11 protein-coding genes are annotated in these 14,254 nt (G+C 49.1%); 8 read left to right on the top strand and 3 right to left on the bottom strand.

Features of this window, described 5'->3' with window-relative positions; all coding sequences use genetic code 11:
* Nucleotides 1-17 precede the first annotated feature (17 nt).
* The 4 genes from dnaN to truA are packed head-to-tail and all read left to right on the top strand — an operon-like array spanning nt 18 to nt 3,393.
* Entirely contained in the window at nt 18-1,142 is a 1,125-nt protein-coding gene (gene dnaN / locus JS578_01250; protein QRX63923.1) for a DNA polymerase III subunit beta, read from the top strand.
* A 10-nt stretch (nt 1,143-1,152) separates the two neighbouring features.
* The gene (locus tag JS578_01245) at nt 1,153-1,923 is read left to right on the top strand and encodes a 3'-5' exonuclease (GenBank protein ID QRX64876.1); all 771 of its coding nucleotides are present in this window, start codon (nt 1,153-1,155) and stop codon (nt 1,921-1,923) included.
* A 9-nt stretch (nt 1,924-1,932) separates the two neighbouring features.
* Nucleotides 1,933-2,619 carry a hypothetical protein gene (locus JS578_01240; GenBank protein ID QRX63922.1) on the top strand — a complete coding sequence of 229 codons (687 nt, stop codon included), beginning with the start codon at nt 1,933-1,935 and terminating at the stop codon, nt 2,617-2,619.
* A gap of 24 nt (nt 2,620-2,643) precedes the next feature.
* A complete protein-coding gene (truA, locus tag JS578_01235; protein ID QRX63921.1) occupies nt 2,644-3,393 on the top strand; it encodes a tRNA pseudouridine(38-40) synthase TruA in 750 nt (249 codons plus the stop codon).
* 133 nt (nt 3,394-3,526) lie between these two features.
* Here the strand turns inward: truA and rho are convergent, their stop codons facing one another.
* Together rho and JS578_01225 are read right to left on the bottom strand one after the other, a co-directional pair.
* Nucleotides 3,527-5,635 carry a transcription termination factor Rho gene (gene rho / locus JS578_01230; GenBank protein QRX63920.1) on the bottom strand — a complete coding sequence of 703 codons (2,109 nt, stop codon included), beginning with the start codon at nt 5,633-5,635 and terminating at the stop codon, nt 3,527-3,529.
* 310 nt (nt 5,636-5,945) lie between these two features.
* On the bottom strand, nt 5,946-6,992 hold the full coding sequence (locus JS578_01225) for a hypothetical protein (protein QRX63919.1): 1,047 nt from the start codon (nt 6,990-6,992) through the stop codon (nt 5,946-5,948).
* 288 nt (nt 6,993-7,280) lie between these two features.
* Here JS578_01225 and JS578_01220 point away from each other — a divergent pair, with 288 nt between their 5' ends.
* From JS578_01220 to JS578_01210, 3 genes are read left to right on the top strand one after another with little or no spacing between them, the layout of a single operon-like run.
* Entirely contained in the window at nt 7,281-8,153 is an 873-nt protein-coding gene (locus tag JS578_01220) for an electron transfer flavoprotein subunit beta/FixA family protein (GenBank protein ID QRX63918.1), read from the top strand.
* Between the two features lie 18 nt (nt 8,154-8,171).
* Nucleotides 8,172-9,191: an electron transfer flavoprotein subunit alpha/FixB family protein gene (locus tag JS578_01215; protein QRX63917.1), complete on the top strand. Its 1,020-nt coding sequence runs from the start codon at nt 8,172-8,174 to the stop codon at nt 9,189-9,191.
* Nucleotides 9,192-9,200: 9 nt separating this feature from the next.
* A complete protein-coding gene (locus tag JS578_01210) occupies nt 9,201-10,919 on the top strand; it encodes an acyl-CoA dehydrogenase family protein (GenBank protein QRX63916.1) in 1,719 nt (572 codons plus the stop codon).
* A 485-nt stretch (nt 10,920-11,404) separates the two neighbouring features.
* On the opposite strand, the gene JS578_01205 is transcribed toward JS578_01210, so the two are convergent.
* Nucleotides 11,405-12,295: a hypothetical protein gene (locus tag JS578_01205; GenBank protein ID QRX63915.1), complete on the bottom strand. Its 891-nt coding sequence runs from the start codon at nt 12,293-12,295 to the stop codon at nt 11,405-11,407.
* Between the two features lie 252 nt (nt 12,296-12,547).
* Here JS578_01205 and JS578_01200 point away from each other — a divergent pair, with 252 nt between their 5' ends.
* A complete protein-coding gene (locus JS578_01200) occupies nt 12,548-13,141 on the top strand; it encodes a sigma-70 family RNA polymerase sigma factor (GenBank protein QRX63914.1) in 594 nt (197 codons plus the stop codon).
* Nucleotides 13,142-14,254: the final 1,113 nt, after the last annotated feature.

Raw genomic sequence — 14,254 nt, 5'->3', positions numbered from 1 at the left:
TCAAAAAAAATAGCATCATGAAATTTGTAGTATCTAGCGCAACATTGCTGAATCACCTGCAAGCCATCAGCAGGGTGATCAACTCCAAGAATACCCTACCCATACTGGACTGTTTTCTCCTGGACCTGAAGGGCAACATGCTTTCACTCACGGCTGCCGACAATGAAACAAGGCTGGAAACAACCGTTGAAGTGAACAGTGCCGAAGGTGAGGGTAGCCTGGCTATCAATGCCCGCAACCTGCTGGACCCCTTGCGTGAACTGCCTGATCAGCCGTTGACAATTGATATCAACGACGAAACGCTGGAGGTGTTTATCTACTATCACAATGGTAAATACAACTTTGTGGGATTGAAGGGAGATGAGTATCCCGAGCCGAAACCGCTGAAGGAAGATTTCATGACAATCACACTGGAGGCTGATACCCTCTTTTCCGGCATCAACCGTACTGTCTTCGCCACTGCCGATGATGAGTTACGTCCCGTGATGAACGGTATCTATTTCGATATCACAGCCGATGACCTCACATTTGTGGCATCTGACGGACACAAGCTTGTTCGGGTTACCACAACTGAGGCGAAAGGTGAGGGACGTTCCTCCTTTATCCTGCCCAAGAAACCTGCGAACCTGCTCAAAGCCCTCCTCCCCAAGGAGAGCGGCCAGGTTGAAATACGCTTCGACGAGAACAATGCCTATATCACCATGAGCGAATACAAGATGGTATGTCGCTTTGTTGAGGGGCGTTATCCCAACTACAACTCCGTAATCCCGCAAAACAACCCCAATCAATTTATTCTCGACCGGTTGGCTTTGCTCAATGCGCTCAAGCGTGTCGCAGTCTTCTCCAATCCTGCCAGCAGTCTGGTGAAATTCCAGCTTTCGGAAGAGAAGATTGTTGTTTCTGCACAGGACATTGATTTCCTCACCGCTGCGGAGGAGATGATTCCCTGCGCTTACGAAGGGAATGTGATGAACATCGGGTTCAAGGCTGCATTCCTGATTGACATCCTCAACAACATCCCCTCTTCCGATGTGCGGATTGAACTCTCTGATCCTTCGCGGGCAGGGTTGATTCTTCCAGTAGAGAAAGAAGAGAATGAGGAGATGCTGACGCTGCTGATGCCCATGATGTTGAACGATTAAATTGTTGATGATGCAGTTAAACCTCAAAAATCCAATTGTTTTCTTCGACCTTGAAACAACAGGGATCAACATCACACACGACCGTATCGTTGAGATCTCTTTTCTGAAAGTTCATCCCAACGGCAAAGAAGAGATCAAATCGCGCCGCATTAACCCTGAGATGCCCATCCCGCCACAGGCAACAGCCATTCATGGTATCACCGATGAGGATGTGAAGGATTGCCCCACTTTCAAACAGGTGGCTCGCTCACTGGCTGAACAGCTGGAGGGATGTGATCTTGCCGGGTTCAACTCGAGCCGCTTCGATGTGCCATTGCTGGCAGAGGAGTTCTTGCGTGCAGGAGTTGACTTTGATATGAGCAAACGAAAGTTTGTGGATGTGCAGATCATTTTTCACAAAAAGGAACAACGCACCCTGGAGGCCGCCTACGCCTTTTACTGTAACAAGAAGCTCGATGATGCCCACTCGGCAGAAGCAGACACCATTGCCACCTATGAGGTGCTCAAATCACAACTGGACCGTTATCCCGATCTTACAAACGATGTGGAATCCCTTTCGAAAGAGTATTCCAGCTTTAACAACAATGTCGATTTTGCCGGCAGAATCATTTACAACGACAAGGGTGTAGAGGTGTTCAACTTTGGCAAACACAGGGGAAAGCCGGTTATGGAAGTGTTGGCCAAAGAGCCTAGCTACTATTCCTGGATGATGGAGGGCGATTTCCCGCTCAACACCAAGCAGGTATTAACAAAAATTCGTCTCAAGGGGTTAAACGGATAAGATAAAGATATGAAACATTCATTCTCTTTGTTACTGATGGTTTTTGCCCTATCAGGTTGTTCCACTTATTATTACTCCAATGTGAACGCATACAATGATACCTTGGTTCAGGCTGAGGATGGTAGCTTTATTCACAATGATACAACTGTTGTGGTTACCTATTCATTCAGTGATCGTAACGGAGAGTTTGTCTATCAGATTGAAAACCGTTCGGATGATCCGATCAGTGTGGATTGGAACAAATCGGTGGTTAGTGTGGATGATAAAGTGTATCAGGATGTCAACCGTGGTAGAATTAGCGGAAGCATGAGTAGTCAAAACAATGCCTACGTTTCTACCGGATCCTTCAGCGGAAAGGTCGAGCTCCCAAATGAGAGATTGTTTATCCCACCAGGTGAAAAAACAACTTATACTCCCATTGCTCTGTCTCAGATTTTTAATCTTAATTCTATACCCAAATCCTCTTTCGAAAAAGGATACATTGGTGTTTCTATTGTGAAGAGAGCTCAGTTTACGAAAGAGGACTCACCTCTGGTGTTTCGGAGTTATCTGACCATCGTTAACGAAAAGGATCATTCTGAAAGAGTCATCAGAGATGCGTTTTATATCTCACATGTAACCAAGAGCAAAGAGCGTACTTTAGGACTTGTTTCTACGTCAAGGAATCAGAAAAATATCTTTTACATACTGAAGTAAACATCCTTTCTTGTAACACGAACGATGCCTCGCTTTTTTATCACCCTCTCATACAATGGAAGTAATTACGTGGGCTGGCAGGTCCAGCCCAACGGTACAAGTGTTCAGCAGGTGCTGCAGGAATCACTATCAGTCATCCTGCGCCACGAGACGGTGATCACCGGTGCAGGTAGAACAGATGCGGGGGTACATGCCCGCAAGATGATTGCCCATTTCGACTGGGAGGGAGATTCATTTGGTGAAGCAGATCTGGTTCACAAACTCAACAATTTCCTTCCGAAAGATATTGCTGTGCAGGAAATCCGTCCGGTTATTGCTGATGCACATGCACGGTTCAGTGCCCTTTCACGCACCTACAGCTACCATCTCACCACCCGAAAGGATCCCTTTCAACATGAAATGACTTACAGGGTTCATTTCAATCCCGATCTGGAAAAGATGAATGTATTGTGTGAAGTATTGAAGGAGTATGACGATTTTACCAGCTTCAGCAAGTTGCATACCGACGTGAAGACCAATATCTGTCGGATAACCAAAGCAGGATGGATCAAGAAGGAGGATCACTATATTTTTACCATTACCGCCGACCGGTTTTTGCGCAACATGGTACGTGCCATCATCGGCACGCTGCTCGAAGCGGGCAGGGGAAGATTGGATGAGCGTGGCTTCCGCCGGATCATAGAAGCCCGAGACCGCAATGTGGCCGGTGACTCGGTGCCGGGACATGCCCTCTTCCTGGAGGATGTGATGTATCCTGACGAGATATGGTTATGACATCACCTGATTGATAAGATATTTTTGTGACAGTTTTTGGGTAATAAAAACGCAGCGGCACTTAATAGTGACCGCTGCGTTGCGTTTTTGTCCATATCTTTCTCCACAGATGCGGAGTCAGTTGATATTATTGTCAATCGTTCATTGAGATCAGGAACTCCTCGTTGCTGGAGGTTCGTCTCAAGCGGTTCAGCAGGAACTCCATCGCTTCTACCGAGTTCATGTCGGAGAGGAAGTTGCGTAGTACCCACATCCGGTTGAGTGTCTCTTCCGAAAGCAAAAGATCGTCACGCCGCGTACTGGAAGCGATGATGTCGACCGAGGGGAAAATTCGCTTGTTGGAGAGCCTGCGGTCGAGCTGCAGCTCCATGTTACCGGTACCCTTGAACTCTTCGAAGATCACATCATCCATCTTGGATCCCGTTTCGGTAAGTGCCGTGGCGATGATGGTGAGTGAGCCGCCATGCTCAATGTTACGGGCGGCACCAAAGAAGCGCTTGGGCTTGTGCAGTGCGTTGGCATCAACACCTCCAGAGAGCACCTTGCCGGATGCAGGTTGTACGGTGTTGTAGGCACGTGCCAGGCGGGTGATGGAGTCGAGCAGGATCACCACGTCGTGACCGCATTCCACCAGGCGGCGTGCTTTGTTGAGCACGATCTCGGCAATCTTCACGTGGCGGTCGGCAGGTTCATCGAAAGTGGAGGCGATCACCTCGGCGTTCACGCTCCGCTCCATGTCGGTCACCTCTTCGGGTCGCTCGTCAATGAGCAGTATGATCATGTATACCTCAGGGTGATTGTCGGCAATTGCGTTGGCGATATCCTTGAGGAGCATTGTCTTACCGGTCTTGGGTTGCGCCACGATCAACCCACGCTGTCCCTTGCCGATGGGGGAGAACATATCCACTACGCGGCAGGAGAGGTTGTCGTTGTGTCCCTTTGTGAGGTTGAACTTCTCGTCGGGGAAAAGCGGTTTCAGGTGATCAAACGGTACCCGGTCTCTCACATCGTCCGGCTTGCGGCCGTTGATGTTGTCCACCTTCACCAGCGGGAAGAACTTTTCACCCTCCTTTGGAGGGCGAATAGGGCCTTCTACCACATCGCCTGTTTTCAGACCAAAGAGACGGATCTGCGATTGCGATACATAAATGTCATCGGGAGAAGACATATAATTGTAGTCGGAGGAACGGAGGAAGCCATAGCCGTCGGGCATAATCTCCAGTACGCCAGTAGCGGTGAGTATGCCGTCGAAATCGTAGACAGGCTCCTTCTCTTTTTCTTTCTGCTGTTCCCGTTGTTGCTGAGGTTGTCCCTGATTGTGCCCTTTTCCTTGAGATGCTTGTTGTTTTGCTTGCAGTGGTGAAGGAGCAATCAGATCCTGCAGTGACATCTTACCGCCTGAAACAGGAGTCTCCTTTTCGACCGGTGTTGCTACCTCTACCGATGGGTCTTCAGCGATTACCGGTGGGAGTGTCACAGGTGCGGGAGTGCTCTTTTTCTCGTCGTTGCGATGTTTGGAAGAGCGAAAGACCAGTTGGGTTGGTTTTTCAGGAGCTTTTGCCTGTGAGGGAGTTGTTGATTCTTCTTTCTTTTCTGTGTTTGCACTCTTTTCTGTGCTTACACTCTTTGTTGCAACTTTCTCCGTGTTCTTTGTTTCTGCGTCGACGGAGACCGTTTGTTGTGGAGTTGCAACAGTTTGCTCTTCCTGTTTTGGCTCTTCTGTCTTTTTAACACTAACCTCCTCTTTTTTGATTAACCTCGGTCTTTCGGCCTGGGGCTGTTTTTCAGCAGAAGGTGCCTTCTCCGGCGCTTTGGGCTGCGCATTTTGTGCAGCCTGCTTCATGGGAGTATTTTGTGCAGCCTGCTTCGTTGGAGCATTTTGTGCAACCTGCTTCGTCGGGGCATTTTGCTCTGTCTGAATTGGTTGTGCTCCTGATGAAGCTTTGGAAGGTTTAGACTTTTGCCGGGTAGAGGAGCCCTTGGCTGCAGGCGCTGTCTTTCTGTCGGCAGTTCTACTCTTTTGATTGCGACTGTTCTCTGAACGATTTCTGCCGTTGCTGCCATGTTTAGGACCCGGTTCAGGACCCAGTTTCTTGGTTTCGGCTATTGCCTGTTCATCCAGGATCTTGTAAATCAGTTCCTCTTTTTTGTATGCGTCGGGGCGTCTGATGCCCATCTCTTTTGCAAGTACCCGCAATTCGGTTGTGAGCTTTTCATTGAGCTCAATGATATTATAAGCCATTTGGATTAAAAAATACGTTATGGTTTCTGTATGAAATGTTGTTAGAATTGTGTCAGAATTGCGCAACGGATGCGGATGATCCATTTCATTCTTTGGCAAAACGACCGGATATATCTAAATTGAAATAAAAGCTAATGAATAACAGTAGTGAGTCAATGTACTGTTGAAGATTCTGTTGCAAAGGTAATCTTTTTTTTGAGAACCAATGAGGTTTGTTCCTTTTTTTTTCTAGCGGGTAACAAAAAAATGAAAAAGAGAGGCTGGAAACCTCTCTTTTATCATGCAAAACGCTCTTTCAATCATTGTTTGTTTACATCTCGTTCATGTTGATCTGGTTGAGTGTGTTCATCCTCCTGGCAATCTCATTCTTGTAGAGAAGGGATCTCCTCCGTTCGAGTGAATTGGGCGAAGTGGATTCAACGAATAAATCGTTGGCGATTGTTGCCCACTCGTACGATTGCTGCATCTCATCCAGCATCTCGTAGGCCAACGCGATGTTAGCGGCAGCCTTTGCCCGATCTGTTTTTTTGGAACTCCTGTTGTAAAATGCTTCCCATTTCTCAATTGCAAGAAGCCAGTCGGCTGCTTTCGCATAAGTCTCACCTTCTCTCATCAAGGAGGAAGGAAGCGTGTAGTACCACCTGTCCTGCATCTCCCAATGTGGTGCAAAGACATAGGTCATTTTCTCAGCAGCCCGCACAACCAACTGCTTCATCGCTTCTTCACGCGATGGAAGCATCAACTCAGCATATGCCTTGTCGTCACGTATGTCAAACCCTTCCCATACAAGACTGTCGCTAAAGTGCACCACCGGTATCTTACCCTCCATTGTAGGCAGATAAACCCTGATAAGCGATATGATCCTGCCAGTCATCTGACCGTAGCTATAACCCTGCTGACGGTAATGCTCCTTTGTGTGAGTTTCAAGAATCAGTTTGTCGAGTGAAACCACGGCTTGAGCAGCTGTACTACTTCTAATCTCGTTCATTTTCTCAGGAGTCAGAGGTTCTTCTCTGAAAAAATTGTTGTCTTTCCGCAGACCCTCGGCTATAAAATGTACACGGTGAAAATAATCTTCTTCCTCTAAGAACTGAGCCAGTGCCTCTGTATAAAAGAGTGCCATGCTGTCGGCTGATGCTTCTGTCTTGTCACTTGTGGAATGTCCGATCTTCTGAATGGTGTGGCCAACCTCATCGGGTTGTTTGACCACATTGTTTACAATGGCTATTGAAAGCACTTCAGAAGGCAATGTGACCTGTGCCGGCTCCCTGGTTTCCACTGTAAGGTACTTGATCCCTGAACAGCTGCCAAGCAACATGAGGGAAAGGAGGGTAAGAATCAGTGTGAGATGTTTCATATCTGTTTTTCAATTTATACAAATGACTATACGGCTATTCCCCTTCTTTTGCTGATGATAGAATGGTGTTCTCTGTGTTGAGCATCTGCTTAATTAACATTTATCATTCAGATATGTTTTACGGAATAGCATCTTTCGCATTTTTCTGACTAACGAGCCGCCCATTGGTTTAATGAATGGTAACATTTTTTTATTTCTGAAAAATGGCCTGAAAACAGCACATATTATTCATTTTTGTGTATATTTGTTGCTCTCTTTGAAACAAACACTTCGTAACAATTGAAGAACATGGCATTTAACATTATTGTGTTGGCGAAGCAGGTTCCCGATACCCGCAATGTGGGGAAGGACGCGATGAAAGCCGACGGAACAGTCAACAGGGCGGCGTTGCCCGCCATCTTTAACCCTGAGGACCTGAACGCACTTGAGCAGGCACTGCAGATCAAAGACCGCCATCCGGGCAGTAAAATAACAGTGCTCACCATGGGACCCGGCCGGGCTGCGGAGATCTTGCGCGAAGGCCTCTTTCGCGGTGCCGATGACGGGGTACTGCTTACCGACAGAGCATTTGCCGGTGCCGATACACTGGCCACCTCCTACGCCCTCTCCATGGCAGTACGCAAGTTGGCAGACTACGATCTCATCATCTCCGGACGACAGGCCATTGACGGCGATACCGCCCAGGTGGGACCTCAGATTGCTGAGAAACTGGGGATCCCCCAGATTACCTATGCCGAAGCCATTGAAGAGGTGACCCCCGGTCATATAAAGGTGAAGCGTCGTCTGGAACATGGTGTTGAAGTGGTGGAATGTCCGCTTCCCGCAGTGATTACCGTGAACAGCTCTGCGGCAACCTGCAGGCCGCGTAACGCCAAACTGCTGCAGCAGTACAAGCATGCGAAAACCATCACCGAGCGACAGGTGGAACACATCGATTACATCGATATCTACAGCAGCCGTCCCTATCTGAACCTCACCGAGTGGAGTGTGGCTGATGTCGATGCAGATCCCCAACAGTGCGGGCTCTCTGGTTCTCCCACCAAGGTGAAGAAGATCGAGAACGTGGTGTTCCAGGCCAAAGAGAGCAAGCAGCTCTCGGGCAGTGATGCCGAGATCGACGATTTGATGCGTGAACTGATTGAAAATCACACTATTGGTTAACACAATTACACATTGAACATGAACAATATATTTGTATATCTGGAAATAGAAGAGGGTAGGGTGGCCGAGGTGAGCCAGGAGCTCCTTACCAAGGGACGGTCACTGGCCACACAGTTGAATTGTCGCCTGGAAGCCATCGCTGCAGCTGCTCAAACGGAGGGTGTAGCGGAACAGGTCTTTCCCTATGGTGTAGACAGGCTGCACATCTTCCGGGATGATCGCCTCTCCCCCTACACCACATTACCCCATACCTCCATCCTGGTCGAGCTGTTCAAACAGGAGCAACCGCAGATCTGCCTGATGGGTGCCACCATCATCGGCCGCGACCTGGGTCCCCGTGTCTCATCAGCATTGGGCAGCGGACTGACGGCAGACTGTACCTCGCTCGAGATCGGAGATCATGAAGAGAAGAAGGCGGGTAAGGTGTACGAAAACCTGCTCTATCAGATCCGTCCCGCCTTTGGCGGCAACATCGTAGCCTGGATCATCAACCCCGACCACCGGCCACAGATGGCCACCGTGCGCGAGGGGGTGATGAAGAAGGAGATTCTCGATCCCTATTACAAGGGAGAAGTGGTAGAACACCAGGTGGCCGACTTTGTCAGTGAGGAGGACTACGTGGTTGCCATCATCGACCGTCACATCGAAAAATCGAAGGTGAACATCAAGAATGCGCCCATCATCGTCTCCGGTGGCTATGGCGTAGGTTCGAAGGAGAACTTCGACCTGCTCTATCAGCTTGCCGACGTGCTGGGTGCCGAGGTGGGAGCCTCCCGTGCCGCCGTTGATGCCGGTTATGCCGGACATGAACGTCAGATCGGTCAGACAGGTGTCACCGTTCGTCCCAAACTCTACATCGCTTGCGGCATCTCCGGTCAGATACAACATATCGCCGGCATGCAGGAGAGTTCACTGATCATCTCCATCAACAACGATCCCAACGCACCCATCAACACCATCGCCGATTATGTCATCACGGGTGACATTGAAACCGTGATCCCGAGGATGATCAAATATTACAGGAAAAATACCAAGTAGAAAACAATTATGGCCAACTTTTATACCGATACACCACAGTTCCGTCACCACCTGCAACATCCGCTGATGAAGAGGATCGTGGAACTGAAAGAGAGAAACTACGCAGACAAGGAAAAGTATGATTACGCCCCGATGGACTTCGAGGATGCCATGGACAGCTACGACAAGGTGCTGGAGGTGGTGGGCGAGATCTGTGCCGACATCATCGAACCCAATGCCGAGGAGGTGGACCACAGTGGACCCACCGTGGAGAACGGACGGGTGACCTATGCCGCCCCCACGCAGCAGAACCTCGATGCGCTCAACAAGGCTGAGCTGATGGGGATGGGGCTGAGCCGCAGGTTCGGTGGTCTCAACTTCCCCATGGTCCCCTACATGATGAGTGCCGACATTGTGAGCCGTGCCGATGCCAGCTTCCAGAATATATGGATGCTGCAGGATTGCGGCGAGACCATCTATGAGTTTGCTGAGGATGAGCAGAAAGAGCGTTTTCTGCCGCGCATCGTACAGGGGGAGACCATGTCGATGGACCTCACCGAGCCGGATGCCGGTTCCGACCTGCAGGCAGTGATGCTCAAGGCATCCTACAACGAGGAGGAGAAGCAGTGGTACCTGAACGGGGTGAAGCGGTTCATCACCAATGGCGATGCCGACATCCACTTGGTGCTGGCACGCTCAGAGGAGGGGACCAAGGATGCCCGGGGTCTCTCCATGTTTGTCTATGACAAGAAAAACGGCGGAGTAAACGTACGCCGCATCGAGAACAAGATGGGAATCAAGGGAGCCCCCACCTGCGAACTGGTCTTCAAGAACGCGAAGGCGGAGCTGGTGGGCACACGCCGCATGGGTCTGATCAAGTATGTGATGTCGCTGATGAATGGTGCCCGCCTTGGCATCATCGCCCAGTCGGTAGGTCTCTGTGAAGCGGCTGTAAGGGAAGCCAACAGCTATGCGTTGGAACGCCGCCAATTCGGCAAGGCGATCATCGAGTTCCCGCCGGTCTATGAGATGCTGGCCACCATGCGTGCCAAGGCCGATGCATCGCGCACCATGCTGTATGAAACTTGTCGATTTGTCGATATGTACAAAACGCTCGAGGATATCGCTCGCGAAAGGAAGCTGACTCCCGAAGAACGTGAAGAGATGAAACGCTACTCCCGCCTGGCCGATGCCTTCACACCGCTGGGCAAGGCTATGAGCAGCGAGTATGCCAATCAGAACGCCTATGATGCCATCCAGGTGCACGGAGGCTCAGGCTACATGAAGGATTACAAGTGCGAGCGGCTTTACCGCGATGCCCGCATCACCAACATCTACGAAGGGACCACGCAACTCCAGGTGGTGGCTGCCATCCGCCATGTCACCACCGGTACCTACTTGCAACGCATCAAAGAGTATGAAGCGATGCCGGTGACACCCGAGCTGGAACAGCTTAAAAAGGTGCTGAAACAGATGGCTGAGATGTACGAGAAGCTTGTGGAGCTGGTCACCAACCAGAAGGAGGAAGATTATCTCGATTTCCACGCCCGCCGTCTGGTGGAGTGCGCCGGTCACCTCGTGATGGGCCACCTGCTGCTGCAGGATGCAAACAAGGATGCCGCCCTCTTCCGCCGCAGCGCGGAGGTATATATCCATTATGGAGAGGTGGAGGTTGTGAAGAATTACAACTTCATCACCCGCCTGGGCATTGAGGATATGGCCTACTACAAGCCGGCAATTGCTGAGTAATAAATCACATTAATGACACAAAAAGAGGCCGTCTCATAATTGTAGTGAGATGGCCTTTTTTTCTTTCTTACTTTTTCCAGGCTAACGAAACCTTCTTCCTCCAGGATCGTTTTGCGGAATCATTTCCCCAAAAACTGGGTGGAAGTAGCAGATTATCACTGGTAGGAATGAGAACTTACCGTTCTTTTTAACTAGTACAAAACAAAGAAACATAGAAGCCACCGGGCCATTTGAGACCGCAACCCAATCCTCCTTGAAGGGTTCTCGGAGCCTCTAGCCTTATTGCACCCTTATTGCACCCTTATACCCACTCCAATAATTATTGGAGTGGGTATAAGGGTGGTATTAACTTAGAATATAGGATAAGCTTCCAAAAACAGGACGAGACACAGACACATTTTCAGGATGAGGCATATTCTACACAAAAGAGAGACTGCCTCTGTTTTGAGACAGTCTCTCTTTTGTGTGTGCCGTTCCGGATCATCCTATCTGCCCGGTCGGAAGAGCAGCTCCAGCTTGGGCTGGGGACGCATCTTCCCGCTGAACATGTCACGCATCCAGATGACGCCCGCCTCCACACCGGTGGTTGAGTTGAACCAGTGCTCCACCGACCCTCCGTAGTAGGGGGTGTTCATCACCGGCATCATGGGTGCTGCGGGAAGGTTGTTCTGCTGCATCACCGGCATCCCGCCGTAGGCGTTCAGAAACCAGTCGTCGTTCAACCGGTAGCGACCGTGCAGATCCATCGTCACGGCGTTCTGAGAAAGGCCTAACATGTTGCCTGCCGTTTGCATGTAGGTGAGACCACCTTCGAACATCAAATTCCTGTTGATCTGGTAGCTCGCATCCAGCCCCGTGCTCCAGTGGGGCAGGTAGCCAAAGTCGGATTGGTAACTGCCACTCACACCCAGAGAGAGTTGTGGTGAAAAGAGATAACTTGCCCCTGCGTTCAGGTTGTAGTAATTAGCCTTGCCAAAGTAAGGAGTCTCCACCAATCCCAGCGTGGCAGCACCATATATCAGCGTGTTGCGTGCGGGCATCATGCTGGCAACAGCGGTGCGGCTTTTTGTGTTGATCAAATCGGAAGCGGCACCGGACCAATGAATAGGGGGTAGCAGGGAGGAGCCTCTTTCCCTCTTCAGGCTAATCCTGTGGCGCTCGTAGGGGGTGAACTGCGGCGCCAGGTTCTCTGCCGGATTGAGACGGGGCAGCCGCAGTGGCACCGTTTCGTTGCGTTCAATTGCCAATGAATCGATTGTCACCTCAGATGATTTTCCTCCCTCCAGTTTGAGGCTGTCCTGCTTCACCGGGATATCCTGCGCATTCAGGGTTGAGCAAATGAACAGCATTAGCAGCGGGAAATAAAACTGTCTCATAAGAATTGACGCTTTGAGATGAATACTATGTTTGCAAAGGTAACAAACTTTGCAAAGAACATCTTAAATTTTAAAATAATCGATCAACGTCTGATGGTTTCGCCAATGCCGCTACGCATTTAACTATTCAGAGTTGCTCGTTCTCACTTTTTTGTTTTACTTTGTTACTGAAAAATAACAAACGCTAAAATCGATTGCCTATAAGTCCACTTTACTCCGAACATTGCACATAACAATTGAAGCAGTAAAGCTATGGATATTCTCAGCACGATGACCGATGAGGAGTTGGTCGTCATGTATGCCGGTGGCAACGATGACGCGTTTGACCTGTTACTGGAGAGACACCAGCAGGTGGTATTCAGTTATATCCTCTACACGGTACGAAACAAGAATCTCGCGGACGATTTCTTTCAGGAAACCTTCTGCAAGGCCATCACCACCATCCGGCAAGGGCGTTATACCGAGAGCGGTCGTTTCCGTTCCTGGCTGATGCGCATTGCACATAACCTGATGATCGACTATTTCCGGCAGAAGAAGAACGAGAAGACCCTCTCAAACGATGAATGGGGCATAGATCTGCTCAACAATCCTACCCTTTGTGAAGAAACTGTGGAGGGTGAACTGGTGAGAAGGCAGGTACACAGTGATGTGAAGAAACTGGTGAAACACCTGCCCCACACGCAACGCGAGGTGGTGGAGATGCGATATTACGAAGAATTGAGCTTCAAGGAGATTGCTGACATCACGGGCGTAAGTATCAATACGGCATTGGGCCGCATGCGTTATGCCATCCTCAACATGCGCAGGCTGGCTGCTGATCACCAAATGATCCTGAGCCTCACTTAAGTGCAAAAAAAAGCCCCGGATGACCGGGGCTTCTTGTGGGTAGGAGTTCAAATCGTCTTGTACCAAACGGTCACATCGTTAAACTGCTGTTGCAGTGCCGTGTGTGCCATGTTTCTGAGAAACGCAGTTTGAAGCCAATAGACTTGGAGGTTTATCTTTTTCGTGCTGCAGGCAAAATACTTCAGAGTACAGATACTTCGATAAACATCTGGAACAGTGTTTGAAGCTGTTAAAGCTGTCCAGGGAAGTCACAATATCATTCGTTTCGATAACATTCAATCGTTTGATACGTTTTTTCCGAACTGTGAAGCAGAATAGATACACAAACGTTTTTCTGCAATGCCTTCACTTCAAACAGGCGAACCTGCTTTTGGGTAATGCATGCAAGAAGCGTTTTTCGTGTAAGGGTATTCAGCCCCGAACATTCTTACCATCTCCCTCTCCCCCGCGAACGAGGTGAGTTGATGTAGTAGAACATCCTTTTTCCCGAAACCGGCCTATCACTCTTCAACGACCTGTTTGTATCTGTCAATCATTTACCAGGCTTCATCATTACCTTGAAAAATTCCGAGAACCCGAAAGATGATCTCCGTCTAAACTGGACGAAATGGGGTATGAAACATCCGTTTTACCATTTGTTTCACTGTTCCATCACGCTTTTTCGCTGAAAACACTGTTGCCCGAGAGCATACAATGTGCAGAGGCAGCGGATACGTGCATGTGGCAAAATTGTCATCCTGTGCAGTGATAAAAAGCGGGAAGCCATCATCAACAAACACACGGAGCTTCATCGGACAAGTCCGTTCTTCTCCTGAATGCAATTCTTTTCGGTTGTGTACAAAATGTCAATGAACTCCTATAACTTTTTTACCGCCTTATGCGGAATTGTTTCGTTATCGTTGTTTGCAAATATAACAATAGTGACACAGAATAAGCAAATATTTTTGGCTGTTGTTGTGAACAACATACGAACAGGATATCAACAAGTTATGAACAGCACCCCTAAATGGCGCTCAGAGCGGTAAAGGTGTTCAATTCTTAAATAGGATTACACTAAACGTAAATTATAATCAAGGGGATACTCAACCAATAATCTGTTATCTTTGCAGGTAA

The sequence above is a fragment of the Dysgonomonadaceae bacterium zrk40 genome (genome assembly GCA_016916535.1).
In the GTDB taxonomy this organism is placed as follows: Bacteria; Bacteroidota; Bacteroidia; order Bacteroidales; family Dysgonomonadaceae; genus Proteiniphilum.
This window is presented reverse-complemented; position numbering and strand designations above follow the sequence as displayed.

Excerpts from the sequence above, each read along its gene's own strand:
- dnaN (QRX63923.1), top strand. The coding sequence starts at position 18 with ATGAAATTTGTAGTATCTAGCGCAACATTGCTGAATCACCTGCAAGCC.
- JS578_01245 (QRX64876.1), top strand. The coding sequence starts at position 1,153 with ATGCAGTTAAACCTCAAAAATCCAATTGTTTTCTTCGACCTTGAAACA.
- JS578_01240 (QRX63922.1), top strand. The coding sequence starts at position 1,933 with ATGAAACATTCATTCTCTTTGTTACTGATGGTTTTTGCCCTATCAGGT.
- truA (QRX63921.1), top strand. The coding sequence starts at position 2,644 with ATGCCTCGCTTTTTTATCACCCTCTCATACAATGGAAGTAATTACGTG.
- rho (QRX63920.1), bottom strand. The coding sequence starts at position 5,635 with ATGGCTTATAATATCATTGAGCTCAATGAAAAGCTCACAACCGAATTG.
- JS578_01225 (QRX63919.1), bottom strand. The coding sequence starts at position 6,992 with ATGAAACATCTCACACTGATTCTTACCCTCCTTTCCCTCATGTTGCTT.
- JS578_01220 (QRX63918.1), top strand. The coding sequence starts at position 7,281 with ATGGCATTTAACATTATTGTGTTGGCGAAGCAGGTTCCCGATACCCGC.
- JS578_01215 (QRX63917.1), top strand. The coding sequence starts at position 8,172 with ATGAACAATATATTTGTATATCTGGAAATAGAAGAGGGTAGGGTGGCC.
- JS578_01210 (QRX63916.1), top strand. The coding sequence starts at position 9,201 with ATGGCCAACTTTTATACCGATACACCACAGTTCCGTCACCACCTGCAA.
- JS578_01205 (QRX63915.1), bottom strand. The coding sequence starts at position 12,295 with ATGAGACAGTTTTATTTCCCGCTGCTAATGCTGTTCATTTGCTCAACC.
- JS578_01200 (QRX63914.1), top strand. The coding sequence starts at position 12,548 with ATGGATATTCTCAGCACGATGACCGATGAGGAGTTGGTCGTCATGTAT.